15 protein-coding genes are annotated in these 15,421 nt (G+C 30.8%); 14 read left to right on the top strand and 1 reads right to left on the bottom strand.

From position 1 onward, the window contains the following. Position 1: 1 nt before the first annotated feature. The 5 genes from uxaC to L1S47_RS02785 all read left to right on the top strand — a co-directional run bounded on the left by uxaC (position 2) and on the right by L1S47_RS02785 (position 3,847). Entirely contained in the window at positions 2–1,405 is a 1,404-nt protein-coding gene (gene uxaC, locus L1S47_RS02805; protein WP_238881992.1) for a glucuronate isomerase, read from the top strand. Between the two features lie 16 nt (positions 1,406–1,421). Then, positions 1,422–2,369: a sugar kinase gene (locus L1S47_RS02800; RefSeq protein WP_238881990.1), complete on the top strand. Its 948-nt coding sequence runs from the start codon at positions 1,422–1,424 to the stop codon at positions 2,367–2,369. 32 nt (positions 2,370–2,401) lie between these two features. Further along, complete coding sequence (locus L1S47_RS02795) at positions 2,402–3,022, top strand: bifunctional 4-hydroxy-2-oxoglutarate aldolase/2-dehydro-3-deoxy-phosphogluconate aldolase (RefSeq protein WP_238881989.1); 621 nt, start codon at positions 2,402–2,404, stop codon at positions 3,020–3,022. Between the two features lie 323 nt (positions 3,023–3,345). After that, complete coding sequence (locus tag L1S47_RS02790; RefSeq protein ID WP_238881987.1) at positions 3,346–3,579, top strand: hypothetical protein; 234 nt, start codon at positions 3,346–3,348, stop codon at positions 3,577–3,579. Positions 3,580–3,592: 13 nt separating this feature from the next. After that, positions 3,593–3,847 carry a hypothetical protein gene (locus L1S47_RS02785; protein WP_238881986.1) on the top strand — a complete coding sequence of 85 codons (255 nt, stop codon included), beginning with the start codon at positions 3,593–3,595 and terminating at the stop codon, positions 3,845–3,847. A 143-nt stretch (positions 3,848–3,990) separates the two neighbouring features. Here the strand turns inward: L1S47_RS02785 and L1S47_RS02780 are convergent, their stop codons facing one another. Beyond that, positions 3,991–5,730, bottom strand: coding sequence for an ABC-F family ATP-binding cassette domain-containing protein (locus L1S47_RS02780; RefSeq protein WP_238881985.1), 1,740 nt, complete (start codon positions 5,728–5,730; stop codon positions 3,991–3,993). A gap of 290 nt (positions 5,731–6,020) precedes the next feature. Here L1S47_RS02780 and L1S47_RS02775 point away from each other — a divergent pair, with 290 nt between their 5' ends. The 9 genes from L1S47_RS02775 (at position 6,021) to L1S47_RS02735 (ending at position 15,258) form a co-directional block, all read left to right on the top strand. Continuing rightward, the gene (locus tag L1S47_RS02775; RefSeq protein ID WP_238881983.1) at positions 6,021–6,254 is read left to right on the top strand and encodes a DUF2249 domain-containing protein; all 234 of its coding nucleotides are present in this window, start codon (positions 6,021–6,023) and stop codon (positions 6,252–6,254) included. Between the two features lie 612 nt (positions 6,255–6,866). After that, complete coding sequence (locus tag L1S47_RS02770; RefSeq protein ID WP_238881981.1) at positions 6,867–7,841, top strand: mannose/fructose/sorbose PTS transporter subunit IIA; 975 nt, start codon at positions 6,867–6,869, stop codon at positions 7,839–7,841. 51 nt (positions 7,842–7,892) lie between these two features. Continuing rightward, positions 7,893–8,693, top strand: a complete 801-nt coding sequence (locus tag L1S47_RS02765) for a PTS mannose/fructose/sorbose transporter subunit IIC (protein ID WP_238881980.1) — start codon at positions 7,893–7,895, stop codon at positions 8,691–8,693. Positions 8,694–8,710: 17 nt separating this feature from the next. Beyond that, positions 8,711–9,622, top strand: a complete 912-nt coding sequence (locus tag L1S47_RS02760) for a PTS system mannose/fructose/sorbose family transporter subunit IID (protein WP_238881979.1) — start codon at positions 8,711–8,713, stop codon at positions 9,620–9,622. Positions 9,623–9,833: 211 nt separating this feature from the next. Next, positions 9,834–10,211, top strand: a complete 378-nt coding sequence (locus L1S47_RS02755; protein WP_202768168.1) for a DUF956 family protein — start codon at positions 9,834–9,836, stop codon at positions 10,209–10,211. 134 nt (positions 10,212–10,345) lie between these two features. Next, positions 10,346–11,080, top strand: a complete 735-nt coding sequence (locus tag L1S47_RS02750; protein ID WP_238881978.1) for a LytTR family DNA-binding domain-containing protein — start codon at positions 10,346–10,348, stop codon at positions 11,078–11,080. Then, entirely contained in the window at positions 11,065–12,369 is a 1,305-nt protein-coding gene (locus tag L1S47_RS02745; RefSeq protein WP_238881977.1) for a sensor histidine kinase, read from the top strand. Before L1S47_RS02750 ends, L1S47_RS02745 begins: the two co-directional genes overlap by 16 nt. A 261-nt stretch (positions 12,370–12,630) precedes the next feature. Beyond that, positions 12,631–14,031: an MFS transporter gene (locus L1S47_RS02740; protein ID WP_238881976.1), complete on the top strand. Its 1,401-nt coding sequence runs from the start codon at positions 12,631–12,633 to the stop codon at positions 14,029–14,031. A gap of 60 nt (positions 14,032–14,091) precedes the next feature. Then, entirely contained in the window at positions 14,092–15,258 is a 1,167-nt protein-coding gene (locus L1S47_RS02735; RefSeq protein ID WP_238881975.1) for an amidohydrolase, read from the top strand. Positions 15,259–15,421: the final 163 nt, after the last annotated feature.

The following is a 15,421-nucleotide window of genomic DNA, read 5'->3' as shown; positions in this document are numbered from 1 at the left end:
TTTGAAAAAATTTATGGATGAAAACTTTTTATTATCTAATACAACAGCAATAGATTTATATCATAACTACGCAAAGAAAATGCCTATTATCGATTACCATTGCCATGTAAATCCAAAAGAAATATATGAAAATAAAAAATTTAATAATATTACTGAAGCATGGTTATTCGGGGATCATTATAAATGGAGAGCAATGAGAAGTAATGGGATAGATGAAAAATATATCACAGGGGATGGAAGTGATTATGAGAAATTCCTAGCTTGGTCAAAAACAATACCTATGGCTATAGGCAATCCTCTTTATCATTGGACTCACTTAGAACTTCAAAGATTCTTTGGAATAAATGATGTTCTAGATGAAGATACTGCTCCATTAATTTGGGAAAAAGCTAATGCATTACTTAGTGGAGAAGGTTTTAGAGTAAGAGACTTAATTACAAGGTCAAATGTTGAATTCTTATGTACAACAGACGATCCTATTGATACATTGGAATATCATATGAAAATTAAGGAAGATGAAAGCTTTAATGTAAAGGTATTGCCAACATTTAGACCAGATAAGGGAATGGATATAAATTCTGATGGCTTTATTTCATGGGTAAAAGATCTTGAGAAGATATCTGAAGTTACTATTAACTGCTATGATGATTTTTTACAAGCGCTTGAATCAAGAATAAAGTTTTTTCATTCAGTTGGGTGTAGAATATCAGATCATGGCTTCAACAATACAGTAGTATATTCAGAAGCTTCAAAAGAAGAGGCGACAGATATATTTAAAAAAGCGCTAGACGGTAGGGTTATAAGTATAGAAGAAGAAAAGAAATATAAGACATATACATTTAGATTTGTAGCTAAACATTATTATAAGCTTGGATGGGTAATGCAACTTCATATTGCGGCGCTTAGAAATAATAATGCAAAAATGGCTGAAAGTTTAGGTGTAGATACTGGCTTTGATTCTATAGATGATAAAAGCATAGCTTACCCCCTTTCTAGACTATTAGATTCACTAGAAAGAGAAAATTCTCTTCCAAAAACAATTTTATATACATTAAATCCAAAGGATAATTATGTTTTAGGCAGTATGATTGGAAACTTCCAAGGGGATGGAATTCCGGGGAAAATACAATTTGGTGCAGCTTGGTGGTTTAATGATAATAAAGATGGAATGATTGAGCAAATGAAAGCATTAGCTAACTTGGGATTATTAGGCCGTTTTGTTGGAATGTTAACTGACTCAAGGAGCTTCCTATCATATACAAGACATGAATACTTTAGGAGAATAGCTTGTAATCTAATTGGAGAATGGGTTGAAAATGGTGAAGTACCAGATAATATAAAATTATTAAAAAATATTGTTCAAGGTATATGTTACAACAATGCTAAGGAATATTTCGGCATATGAAAGAGGTGTACGCTCAATGGATGTAATTACAATAGGAGATGGAATGATTGCAATGTGTCCTATACAAAAAGGACCAATAATGTTTTCAAATACTTTTGAAAGAAAAGTAGGAGGAGCAGAATTGAACGTTGCAATAGGTTGTGCAAGATTAGGATTGAAATCTGGATGGATAAGTAGACTAGGAAATGATGATTTTGGAAAGTATATTTTAAAGACTATAAGAGGAGAAGATGTTGATATATCAGAAGTTAAGCTTGTAGATGGATATCAAACATCAGTATATTTTAGAGAAGTTTTATCTGATGGGTCTAGTAGGTCATTTTATTATAGAGAGAAATCTCCAACAAGTACAATGAACCCAGAAGATTTGAATGAAGAATATTTTAAGAATGCAAAAATACTTCATATTACAGGAGTTTTTCCTTCAATTAATAAAAATAACCAAAGTGTGATTATAGAAGCAGTAAAATTAGCAAAGAAATTAAATTTAAAGGTATCTTTTGATCCTAATATTAGATTGAAAATGTGGACAAAAAAAGAAGCAAAATATTTTATACAAAGGATTTTACCTAGTGTTGATATTCTCTTAATAGGAGATGAAGAAGTAGAACTATTATTAGAAGATACTAATATAGAAAATGCAATAGAAACTTTTCACGGTTATGGAATAGAGAAAGTTATTGTTAAAAGAGGAGCAAAAGGAGCAATAGGTTCAGATGGTAAAAATGTTTATGAAGTTCCGGCTATTAAACCAAAAGCGTTAGTAGATACAGTAGGGGCAGGAGATGGATTTGCGGCAGGATTTTTAACTGCACTACTTAAAGGTGAAACACTAGAAAGTTGTGTTAGATTTGCAAATGCAGTTGGATCCCTAGTAGTTGGCGTCGAAGGTGATAATGATGGACTACCCTATTATGATGATGTTTTAGTACATTTAGGACAAGCTAAAAAAATAGAGCGATAGAATAACCTTAAATAAAAGGTGAGGTGTAAATAATGTTTGAAGAAATTTATAATACTTTAAAAGAAGAAAAAGCAGTAGCTGTTATTAGAACTAACACATATGAAGAGGCAAAGGAAATTGGTATTGCAGCTATTGAAGGTGGAATGAAGATTATAGAAATAACTATGAGTGTACCTAATGCACCTAAGCTCATAAAAGAATTAAAAGAAGCATATAAAGGTACGTATGTTGGAGCAGGAACTGTTTTAACTAAAGATGCTGTAGATGAGTGCATCAATAATAATGCTGATTTTATTGTTTCACCTTGCATTGATGAAGAAATAATAAGTTATGCGAGTCAAAGAAAGGCATTAATAATTCCAGGTCTAATGACAATGTCAGAAGTAAATAAAGCTTATAAATTAGGATTAAGATTTATAAAATTATTTCCAGGAAGTGTTGTTGGAAAAGGATTTATAGGAGCAGCAAAATCAATATTTCCAGATATTAATATAATGCCTACTGGTGGAGTAAATAAGGATAATATAAGTGAATGGATACAAGCTGGAGCAGATTGTAGTGGAATTGGTAGTGATTTAAATAAAGTATATAAAAGTAGTGGTGTTATAGGTGTAAAAGAATATTGCGTTAAAGTTATGGCAAAAGTAAAATGAATGCACAAGTAGTGAAGTGATTTAAATAATTTTGGAAAGTTATTTTGAATTTCAAAAGTCATGTTTCGTCTCCACCATATAAATCCACAACAGAATTGTCGTGGATTTTTCATTTCACTTTAATAAATTTTTTTATAAAAATCATGTTCTTTTCTAATAACCCTTCTTAAGTTTCCACTTTATTCATATAATGAAATACTATGTTGTAATGGTTAGGCAGTTAAATTAACCTTATAGAAAAATGAAAAATACAGATTGTCAATATATTGTGGAGATATATCAATCCGAAATAAAAGTAATTTTTATGCAAAAGGGGGAAAAAGATGATACAACTAGGAAATGCACTTATTCTTTTAGCACTTGTAGTTGCTCTAGTTCTGGCTATCATTGCAATAGTACGAGGCTATAAAGGCATGAAGATGAGCAAACTTTTCGATACCGATGATAAAAAAGTAAAAGTTGGTTATTGGTTACTTTCAGCCATACACATGTGGGTGGGTATTTTAATTACTTTGTGCTATTTGATTGCAGGAGTATTTATTTTGAATAGATTTTAATGGAGGTGGACTGATGTTCTTTTTTATTTTACCGTATTTAGCGGCTATAATTGGAATTGTTATTGCATTTAGTTGTTTTATAGGAATATCTCTCATAATTATTGGTGGTACAGGGGTAGCAATGGATAAAATATACTTAAAGCAGATGGATACAAAAAATGGTGTATCAAAACCTTTATTTAATACAAGTTCAATAATTTTAGGATTTATATTCATTTTATTTCCTATAGGATATGTTCTATATAAGATTATTCTTTCATTATCATAAAGATAAGTATAATAGTAATGAAGCCCTGGACTAATTAATTAGTCCAGGGCTTTATTGGTTACAAGCATTCAGTAATTATGAAATTATATAGACCGTCCTGATGTTAGATGGGGAGGTCGTGAGCCTGTTACTAAAGACTAAATTTAGAGTAATTTAATCAGTGCTTCTAACTCTTCTAATAAGGCTTTTGCAAGTGTAAAATCAGTATTTTTTAAAGCAGATTCTATTTTTATTTCAACTAATTTTTTCTTTTGTTCAATTTCTAAATAGTCTAAGTTAAAATGCTTAGTATAAATCATCTTTCTAAATTTTCGCATATTCATTTTTCTAATTGTCTTATCTTCAATGATTAAAACATAATCCATACAATTAACGATAGAATAGAAATCGTGCGAAATCATAAGTATTGCGCCTTGATAGTTTGATATGGCTTTCTCTAGTGCTATTTGTGAATAAGTGTCTAAATGACTTGTAGGTTCATCTAGTAGTAACATGTTTGTTTTACTATCAGAAATTTTAGCCAACTGAAGTATATTCTTTTCTCCACCAGATAAGGACCCTATCTTTTGATTAATGCTTTCTTCTTCAAAACCATAGTTTAAAATATGTGCTTTAATATCATCATAAGTTTTAAAGCCAGCATCAAAAAATTCTTCAAGTATCGTATTAGATTCATTTAGTGTTTTGCCTTGAAGCTGAGATAAATAAGCTATTTTAACATTTTCATTTATTTCAATAGAATCATGATTATTTTTATATATTTCTTGGAGTAAGGTTGTTTTACCTGTACCATTTGAACCGATAATGGCTATTTTATCTGTAGATTTAATCTCAAAGTTAACATTTTCTAGAAGCAAATCGTCAAAGGAGATGCTATAATCATTAACTTTTAAAGCAACAATTTCTTCGGGCACATTATATGTAGATAAACGTATATTCGGTTGTTTAATATCTACAAATGGTGCTTTAATCATACGTTTTTCTAATCTTTCTTGATATTTAACTCTAGCTCTTAGGGTTCTCCCTCTAAAAGCTTCAGCATTATCAGTTGCTATATCTCTTAGTTTTTTTATTAACTTTTCGTTTCTCTCAAATTCTTCATTATCAGAAGCAGCTAGCTCTTGTAATTCAATCTTTGTTTCGAGTAATGAGAAGTTATAATCAATAAAGTTTCCGTCATACTCTTGAATCTCCATGTTTTCTAGGTGAATAATTTTGTCAAAACAATGATTCAATAGATATCTGCTGTGTGTAATAATTAACATTGTTCCTTTATGTGAATTAATTAGATCTTTAAGAGCTTTAAGATTATCAAAGTCTAAAAACACATCGGGTTCATCCATAATCATTAGGTCTGGAGAGTTGAGCATTTCCTTAATTACTTGAATAAGCTTGAATTGCCCACCGCTAAGATCAGATATCATTAAATCTTTATACTTTATTAAGTTTGCAAGATTTAGGCTTTTATTAATGTTGTTTTCGTAGTCAGCACCATTAATTGCATCAAATGCATCTAAAGTTTGTTGATACTTTTCTAGTAAAGCATCAATATCAGAAGATGTCTCCATTTCAGTACAAATAGATGTTATTTCATTTTGTAATTTAATAAATTCTTCTGCAATATAATCGAAAACTGTAATTTCTTTTATCTTGTCCAAATGTGAGAATTGACTTACATAACCAATTCTACAATTAGGGGATAGTTCTAAACTACCATCGAACATATATTTTTCTGGATACATAATTATATCTATCAGTGTACTTTTTCCACTGCCGTTTGTTCCTATAAAAGCACAATGATTACCATCTTCTAATGTAAATGAAATGCTATTAAATAAATCTTTTTGGGGGAACGAATAGGACAAATTATCAACTTTTATCACGTTATTACCTCTCTTTATTACTAAAAAAGAGCCTATAAAAATAAGCTCTTCAATATATTTTTTAAATTGCAATGTTACACTTGTTATTTAAATAGTAAAGACATTATATTAAGTTTAACTTTGATAGCATAACACTTTTTCAGGCTAAGTTCAATCGATTTATATTGGCAACAAAAACTGTTCTAATTTTAATAAGATATATAATGCACATATGTGATTGAAATCACATAAAGTTTCTCTATTTATCTATAATATATATACTATAAATCATCTATATCGGAGGTAGAACTATGTCAAGATTTAAAGCACAAGTAGATGCACGTATATATCCACCAAGGGAAAAGCATACTAGAATATTTGATACTTTTAATAACCTAATGAGTGGAGAAGAAATGGAGTTATTAAATGACCATGATCCAAGACCACTACATTACCAATTTTTAGCGGAATATACTGAACAATTTGAATGGGAATATCTTGAACAAGGACCAGAGGTATGGCGTGTAGCCATTAAAAAGAAATAGAATTAGTATATAACTTTTAACTAAATTTTATAGGTATTAGAAACCCTAATTGTGAATTATTTCAGAACTCCCCCCAACCGTTTGTAAGTAACTTAAATAGCTATTTGCAAGCGGTCATATTTTTTTAAGCCTAATAGAATAGGCTTAAAATGAAAGTTAAAGATAGAAAATTATCTATATTTGGAATATTATGAAAATTTCAAGGCGATTGGTGCAAAAATATTAACAAATATTGAACAATATAAAATAATATAAAATAATATGATTTAATACCTTGAATTATATAAAAAAAAGTGCTATTATGAAAACGTAGTCAAGTTAGGAGTAGTTAAATAGCGGTTCCTAAGTAGATTGCAGAGTAATAATAAATAATAATATCTAGCATGTTACTAATTCAACTAGGCGTTATCATAGTAAATAAAACAATTTAATATTGATTTGTATTCACTATTTTTTGTACAGTTTTATAAGGGTATTATGATGTTTTTTAATTAATTTAATTCAGTGTGCAAACAGTATGATGAAATCTAAACAATATGTATTTTGTTTTATATTATAATGCTCATGCCTTTTGTTTTTGTAGCAAATAAAAATTAGGAGGTATAAGTAAAAATGGTAGGAATTATTCTTGCTAGTCACGGTGAATTTGCTAAAGGCATCTTGCAATCCGGTACGATGATTTTCGGAGAACAAGAAAACGTTAAAGCTGTTACGTTGATGCCAAGTGAAGGACCTGATGATCTAAAAGCAAAAATGAAAGAAGCAATCGCATCTTTTGACAAGCAAGATGAGGTTTTATTCTTAGTTGATCTTTGGGGCGGTACTCCATTCAACCAAGCAAACTCTCTATTTGAAGAACACAAAGATAAATGGGCTATTGTAGCTGGTTTAAATCTTCCAATGTTGATTGAAGCTTATGGTTTACGTCTTTCAAATGAATCTGCACATGAAATTGCAGCATCAATTTTAACATCAGCTAAAGAAGGAATTAAGGTTAAACCAGAAACATTAGAACCAGTTACTGGTGTAGCTCCACAAGCCTCAGCTCAACAATCTAATGCAGGTGCACCTGGATCATTCGAGTATGTTTTAGCTAGAATCGACTCTCGTTTGCTTCATGGACAAGTAGCAACTGCTTGGACAAAAGCTATGCAACCTACACGTATTATTGTAGTGTCAGATGATGTTGCAAGAGACAAACTTCGTAAGAACTTAATCACACAAGCTGCTCCTCCAGGGGTTAAAGCTCATGTTGTACCAGTAGATCATATGATCAAACTTGCAAAAGATGATCAACATTTTGGTGGACAACGTGCTATGCTTCTTTTTGAAAATCCAGAGGATGTACTAAGAGCAGTAGAAGGTGGAGTACCTTTGAAGACAATCAATGTTGGTTCAATGGCTCACTCATTAGGTAAAGTTCAACCAAACAAAGTACTTGCTTTTAATCAAGTAGATATTGATACATTCAATAAGCTTAAAAAAGCTGGACTAAACTTTGACGTTCGTAAAGTACCAAATGATTCAAAAGGAAATATGGACGAAATACTAAAAAAAGCACAAGAAGAATTAGCAAAACTTAAATAATTTAACTATTTAAGAAATCTAATTATTTAGACAAAAGGAGGTTTAATAATCGTGACTTTAAATATAATTCAAATAATATTAGTCATTATTGTAGCATTTCTAGCTGGTGTAGAAGGTATATTGGATGAATTCCAATTCCATCAACCAATAATAGCTTGTACATTAATCGGTTTAGCTACAGGAAATTTATTACCATGCCTTATCCTAGGTGGTACTCTTCAAATGATCGCTTTAGGCTGGGCAAATATCGGTGCTGCAGTAGCACCTGATGCAGCATTAGCATCTGTTGCATCCGCAATTATTTTAGTTCTTGGTGGTCAAGGTAAAGAGGGAGTTGCTTCAGCAATCGCTATAGCTGTTCCTCTAGCAGTTGCAGGTTTATTATTAACAATTATTTGCCGTACTATTGCTACTGCATTTGTACACTTCATGGATTCAGCTGCAAAAGAAGGAAATATCAGAGCTGTTGAAATGTGGCAAATAGCTGCTATATGTTTACAAGGTGTACGTATAGCAATACCTGCAGCTTTAATATTAGCAATTGGTGCTGATCCAATACGTTCATTACTTAATTCAATGCCAGGTTGGTTAACAGGTGGTTTAGCAATCGGTGGTGGAATGGTTGTAGCTGTTGGTTATGCAATGGTAATCAACATGATGGCTACAAAAGAAGTATGGCCATTCTTTGCAATAGGTTTTGTATTAGCAACAGTTTCACAAATTACACTTATCGGATTAGGTGCTTTAGGTGTTGCTTTAGCTCTTCTTTACTTAGCACTAAGTAAACAAGGCGGCAACGGCGGAAGTTCAAATACTGGAGATCCATTAGGGGATCTTATAGATAGATACTAAGAAGGGAGAGGACGAAAATGGCAAAAGATTTAAAATTAACTAAAAAAGATCGTATTTCTGTTTGGTGGCGTTCAGCTTTCCTTCAAGGTTCTTGGAACTATGAAAGAATGCAAAACGGTGGTTGGGCATTCGCAATGATTCCAGCAATCAAAAGATTATATAAGACTAAAGAAGAAAGAACTGCAGCGTTGGAACGTCACTTAGAGTTCTTCAACACTCATCCATATGTAGCTTCACCAGTTATTGGTGTAACTCTAGCGTTAGAAGAAGAACGTGCAAATGGTGCACCAATCGATAACGCAACTATTCAAGGTGTTAAAGTTGGTATGATGGGACCTTTAGCTGGTATCGGAGATCCAGTATTCTGGTTTACTGTAAGACCAATATTAGGAGCATTAGCTGCTTCACTTGCTATTAGCGGTAACATTGTTGGACCATTCATATTCTTCTTTGCTTGGAACATAATTCGTATGGCATTTATGTGGTATACACAAGAGTTCGGTTACAAAGCAGGATCTCGTATCAGTGAAGATTTAACTGGTGGTTTATTACAAGATATTACAAAAGGAGCATCTATCCTTGGTATGTTCATATTAGGATCATTAGTTAACAGATGGGTATCTGTTAGATTTGCACCAGTAGTATCATCAGTTAAATTAAGTGATGGAGCATTCATTGATTGGAGCAAGCTTCCTGATGGAGCTGCAGGAATCCAACAAGCTCTATTACAACAAGGATCAGGTATGGCATTAACTGATACTAAGGTAACAACTTTACAAGGTAACTTAGATTCATTAATTCCTGGACTTGCAGGATTATTAATCACACTTATCTGTATGTGGTTACTTAAGAAGAAAGTATCTCCAATCGTAATGATTCTTGGATTATTCGCAATTGGTATTGTTTTCCACTTAATCGGATTAATGTAATATTTTAAATTTAGCCTAGGCTTTTAGCCTGGGCTTTTATTAACATATCGAGTAGTTAAAGTAGAGTAAAAAATAATTGTTACAATACTAATAATATAAATTGGTAAGATATGTGTTAAGTCTATCGACTTTCAAACACTTGATAGTAACATATAAAGAATATATAATAGTAGTAATAAATTTTTGTATAAGTAGAAAAGAGGTAGATCGGATGGTTGAATCACTCAATACAAAAGTAGATCTAGTAATTGAAGCAACAGCGTTTACGGGTTTTTCAGATTATGGTAAACTCATGATTGGCGACAAGGGTTTTGAATTCTATAATTCTCGTGATACACGCAAATTTATTCAAATTCCTTGGGAAGAGGTTGACTATATCATTGCATCTGTAATGTTCAAAGGAAAATGGATTCCAAGATATGCAATCAGAACAAAGAAAAATGGTACATATACTTTTGCTTCAAAAGATGCAAAAAAGGTACTTCGTACTGTTCGAAATTATGTTGATCCAGAGCGTATGGTTTCTTCGTTAAGCTTTTTTGATGTGGTAAAACGAGCAGTAAAATCACTATTTAAGAAGAATAAATAAAGTAAATAAGTTATTATGTAAACTTAAAATAAAAAACAAGGGACTTGCTCTTTTCTGTAGTAAGTTCCTTTTTATTTTCAAAAATTGAGAAAAGAGTTATCATTAAATTATAAAAATGTAAAGTGGTGATTTTTATGAACATAATTATATGTGAAGATAGAAAAGAATATATAGTAAAAATTTCTCAAATAGCAAAACTTGTTTTTGAAGAGAGAGGATTGGAATGTAATATCAAAGCATTTAATATGTATGAAGAAGCAATAAAATATATTAAATCTTTAAAATCCTATGAAGATTGCCTTTATATTTTGGACATTGATTTGAAACAGGAGAAAAATGGGTTAATGCTAGGAAGAGAGATAAGAAATATTGATGAATATAAAGGAGAAATGATATATGTTACTTCTTATGTTCATCAAATGCAAAGCGTATTTAAATATAAGCTGAAAATATTAGACTTTATAGACAAAGGCTTTGACATGGAAAATTCGATAAGAGAAGCACTTAATACATATATTAAAATTTATAAAGATAAGATTGAGAATGAATCTTTAATATTTAAGGTTGGTGGAAATGTATTTATTATAAAGCCCTCAGATATTATTTGTATTGAAACTGATAAGAGCAAAAAGAAGATTATTATATATACAATAAATAATGAAATAAGCGTGAATTTAACTCTAAAGGAAATTCAAGAAGAACTTTCAAATCAATTTATACAAATTCATAGAAGTATAATTGTTAATAAAGAACATATTAAAATGATTGAAAATGTTAATGAGGATTTATATGTAGTTCTTACCGGTGGTATAAGGGAGATTGTTTCTAAGAGAAGAGAGAAGGAGATACGATCATGCTTTACACAGTAGCAACCACAATAGCTCAAACCTATCTCATTTATACTTTTTCTGATAAAAAGATAAATATTAAACTTAAGGGTGTTATTGCAATAATAATAGTGATGCTTATTAAACCAAGTGTAATGCAGTTTTTAGCCGATAACCTTTTATCATTTATATTTGTATGGTTTTGCAATTATATAATAACTTATTTCTGCATTGGCAAGAATTTCAGAAGGAATTTGGAACTTTCCTTTTTTGTAGAGTTAATTACTCTCATTTCCTATTATATGAGTTCAGGTATAGTGCTTATTTTAGGATATAGAATAAATATTGCAGATATATTTAATTTTAATATTTTGTTACATCCTATTAATTACAGTTTTATATTAATTTATTTAGCAATATTATTAGCATTTGGATTGTTTAGGACATATATCCCTTTAAGCTTTCCAGATGATAATGTTGAAGAAAGAAATTTTAATGGTATATATATAATCATTCTAATTAATATATTGATAAAAATAATAAATGATTTAAATATTAACTATGGAATTAAACTAATCATATTTGTTTCGATAAATTTCTTTATTTTAATGTTTTACATCATAAATAATAAACTCGACATTAAGAATATAAAAGATGAATTAGAATTAAACGAAAAAGAAAAGAAGATTAAGGAATTAACCCTATACATAGATACCATAGAGAAGTTAGTGGAGAAATATAGAGAGTTTAAACATGATTATAAAAACATAGTTTTAGGCATTGGAATGGATAACTTAAAAGAAAATGATCTATTAGATAAATTAAGTAGAGAAGTGGTAGGGGATAAAAGTTATGATGCCTTCCTAAATTTAAAAGATATAAATTATATCCCATTAAAATCTATTCTTTCATATTACATAATGTTAAGCATAAAGAAAGATATAGAAGTAAGCTTAATAACTATAGGGAAAATAAAAGAATGTAATATATCAGAAATGGAATTTTCTAGAGTTATGGGAATAATATTAGAAAATGCATTAGAGGAAATATTAAAAAATGAACATAAAAAATTAGAAATTTATGTGGAGGTAATTGATAATAACTTAAATATTACAGTTGCAAATACATTTAAGAAACAAGAATTGAATATGGATAAAATTTTTAATAAAGGATATTCTACAAAAGGTGAAGATAGAGGACTAGGTCTATATATACTAAAATCTATAGTAGATAAGAATCCAAATATGAACCTAAATACATTTGTAAATGAAGGAATGTTTACACAAGATTTATATATTTTTTCTGCAGAGGAGAAGTTAAAAGGAAAATAGTACTTTTAACTTCTTTTTACGTTTAGTAAGAAAAAAAGCCTCCTAACGTAATAAAAAATTGAATTAAAGGTGTGGGTAGAAACGTTGGAAGAAAAGCTATTTTAACTTCTAATGAATAGGTATAATATGAAATTGCTCACAAATTATAATTTTAAATTAAGTATATATATAGTGAGCGTATTCAGTATTTAAGCACTTTTCAAGCAATTGTTATTAAAATCTAGTAAATAAAAAATAAAAAAAGGTTTAGGAGGAAAACATATGGCAAATTATAAAGGTAACGATCGTTTGTTATTTGGAATGATTCTAGGTGTTGCAACTTATTGGTTATTTGCAAGTGCTATAACAGCAGGTGTACCACCACTTACTAGTGACTTAGGAATTTCAAGTTCCATTGTTAGTACAGCAGTCAGTATTACTGCATTAATTTGTGGTGTTAGCATTGTAACTGCAGGAAGTATCGCTGACAGAGTTGGGAGAGTTAAGATAACTCAAATCGGATTTATTTTAAGTATTATTGGTTCCATACTTTGTGCTATAGCTCAGGGAGCTACACTTCTTATTGTGGGTCGCGTCATTCAAGGATTATCAGGCGCATTTATTATGCCAGCAACCTTAGCTCTTATAAATGCCTATTATCCTGGTGAAGCTCGTCCACGTGCTCTTAGCTTTTGGTCTTTAGCTTCTTGGGGTGGCAGTGGTGTTGCTAACTTCTTTGGAGGTGCAGTTGTATCAGCATTAAGCTGGCGATGGTTATTTTGGATTACAGTCCCAGCAGCATTAATTGGTATGTTTTTAGTAAATGGTACTCCAGAAAGTAAAATTACTAGTGGAGAAAAACGAAACATTGACTATTTTGGAATTATTACTTTAGTATTAGCATTACTTTCATTAAATTTAGTTGTTACTCGTGGACGACAACTCGGATGGACAAATCCAATTATTCTTTCATTAATAGCTGCTTTTGTAATTCTATTTGGTATTTTCCTATTTATAGAAAGCAGAAATTCAGCACCATTAGTTGATTTATCACTATTTAGCAGCAAAGGTTATAATGCAGCAGTAATTTCAAATTTCTTACTTAATATGTGTGCAGGTTGTCTATTTATATTAATGCCTTACGTTCAAACAACACGTGGCTTAAGTTCATTCCAAAGTGGACTGTTAACAATTAGTTATTTAGTTGCTATAGTTTCAACAATTCGCGTAGGAGAAAAAGTTATGCTTAAGACAGGAGCACGTTTGCCAATGTCTATAGGTACATTAATGGCTGCTGCAGGAATTTTCTTAATGACACTAACATTCCTACCTAATGTTGCTTATTATACAGCTGTTGTAGTCGGTCTTGCTATCATGGGCACTGGATTTGGATTTTATGCTACGCCATCTACTAATACTGCAGTTGGAAATGCACCAGCAGAAAAAGCAGGTTCTGCATCAGGTATTTATAAAATGGCAAGCTCTTTAGGAGGTAGTTTTGGTGTAGCCATTTCTGGAGCAGTATCAACAGCTATTATTATGAGTGACAAAACAGCTCAGAATTTATCAGCTGGTTGGGGATTGGGAGTTAGTGTAATTGCGGGAACCATATCACTAATTGCAGTATTAGCACTTGTACCTAAAAATAAGAGAAATGAAAGTAGTAAGAGAAAGGTAGCTTAATTATAGTCAAAAATTACATATGAATGTTTATGAAAATATAATAGAAAGGAAGTTTTTATTATGTCAAACATATTAGATAAAGCTAAATTAAATGAAGATTACATTATTAATTTTAGAAGAGATTTACATGAAAATCCTGAACTTAGTGGTCAGGAATTTAAAACTCAAGAAAAGATTATGAAGGAATTAGATAAACTTGGAATACCATATAAGAAAGCTGGAAATACATCTTTGATTGCAACATTAAAAGGTGGGAAAAGTGGTAAAACAGTAGCTTTAAGAGGTGACATAGATGCTCTTCCAGTAAAAGAGGAAACAAATGTTGAATTTAAATCTAAAACCCCAGGGTTAATGCATGCATGTGGTCATGATGCTCATACTTCAATGCTACTTGGTGCTGCAAAAATCTTATCTGAAATGAAGGATGAGATTTGTGGTGAAGTTAGATTTTTCTTCCAAGAGGCAGAGGAAACATTCTCAGGTGCGAAAAAAATAATTGAAGCTGGAGGAATGGATGGGGTAGATGCATGTCTTGGCATGCATGGAATGCCAGAATTAGAGACTGGATATGTAAATATTGAACCTGGATATAGAATGGCAGGATGTGATACTATTTATGTTAAGTTTGAAGGAGTATCAGGACATGGGTCAGTTCCACATATGGCTAAGGATACTATTCATCCTGCATGTATTTTTGTTACAGACCTTCAAGGGATAGTAACTAAAAATATTAATGCTCAAGATCCAATAGTGCTTTCTGTAGGAAAGTTTATTGGTGGAACAAAGGCAAATATAGTTGCTAAATATACAGATATTGATATTTCTATGAGATACTTTAACCCCAAAGTTAGAGAAATAGCTCACGAAGCAATAAAAAGACATGCAAAAGCGATTGCAGAGGCTTATGAGCTTAAAGTTAATGTAAGAATAGAAGAAAGTGCCTTAAGTCTATATAATGATGAAGACTTAGCAGCAATAGCAGATAAGTCAGCAACAAAAGTATTTGGAGAAGGCAAAAATAAAATCCTACCTAAATTCATGGGGTCAGAGGATATGCCATACTATTTTGAGCATGCTAAAGGAGTTTATGCATTTGTAGGTTATAGAAATGAGGAAAAAGAAGCTATATATTTCCCACATCATGAAAAATTTAAGATTGATGAAGACTACATGAAATATGGTACTGCATTACATGTACAATTTGCGCTTGATTTTTTGAGTAAATAGTATGGATACATAAGTATTAATTTGTTAGAAAAATTCAAGGATAAGTTATACTATATAATTATAGTATTAAACATAAAACCCACTACTGAATAAAATGTACCCTATAGAATAGACAATTTAAAAAAGCCTATTCTATGGGGTACTTTTATGTATAATAGAATAA

Source organism: Clostridium sp. YIM B02551 (genome assembly GCF_022324735.1).
GTDB classification, from domain to species: Bacteria; Bacillota; Clostridia; order Clostridiales; family Clostridiaceae; genus Clostridium_T; species Clostridium_T paridis.
This window is presented reverse-complemented; position numbering and strand designations above follow the sequence as displayed.

Excerpts from the sequence above, each read along its gene's own strand:
- L1S47_RS02800 (WP_238881990.1), top strand. The coding sequence starts at position 1,422 with ATGGATGTAATTACAATAGGAGATGGAATGATTGCAATGTGTCCTATA.
- L1S47_RS02795 (WP_238881989.1), top strand. The coding sequence starts at position 2,402 with ATGTTTGAAGAAATTTATAATACTTTAAAAGAAGAAAAAGCAGTAGCT.
- L1S47_RS02790 (WP_238881987.1), top strand. The coding sequence starts at position 3,346 with ATGATACAACTAGGAAATGCACTTATTCTTTTAGCACTTGTAGTTGCT.
- L1S47_RS02785 (WP_238881986.1), top strand. The coding sequence starts at position 3,593 with ATGTTCTTTTTTATTTTACCGTATTTAGCGGCTATAATTGGAATTGTT.
- L1S47_RS02775 (WP_238881983.1), top strand. The coding sequence starts at position 6,021 with ATGTCAAGATTTAAAGCACAAGTAGATGCACGTATATATCCACCAAGG.
- L1S47_RS02770 (WP_238881981.1), top strand. The coding sequence starts at position 6,867 with ATGGTAGGAATTATTCTTGCTAGTCACGGTGAATTTGCTAAAGGCATC.
- L1S47_RS02760 (WP_238881979.1), top strand. The coding sequence starts at position 8,711 with ATGGCAAAAGATTTAAAATTAACTAAAAAAGATCGTATTTCTGTTTGG.
- L1S47_RS02755 (WP_202768168.1), top strand. The coding sequence starts at position 9,834 with ATGGTTGAATCACTCAATACAAAAGTAGATCTAGTAATTGAAGCAACA.
- L1S47_RS02750 (WP_238881978.1), top strand. The coding sequence starts at position 10,346 with ATGAACATAATTATATGTGAAGATAGAAAAGAATATATAGTAAAAATT.
- L1S47_RS02745 (WP_238881977.1), top strand. The coding sequence starts at position 11,065 with ATGCTTTACACAGTAGCAACCACAATAGCTCAAACCTATCTCATTTAT.
- L1S47_RS02740 (WP_238881976.1), top strand. The coding sequence starts at position 12,631 with ATGGCAAATTATAAAGGTAACGATCGTTTGTTATTTGGAATGATTCTA.
- L1S47_RS02735 (WP_238881975.1), top strand. The coding sequence starts at position 14,092 with ATGTCAAACATATTAGATAAAGCTAAATTAAATGAAGATTACATTATT.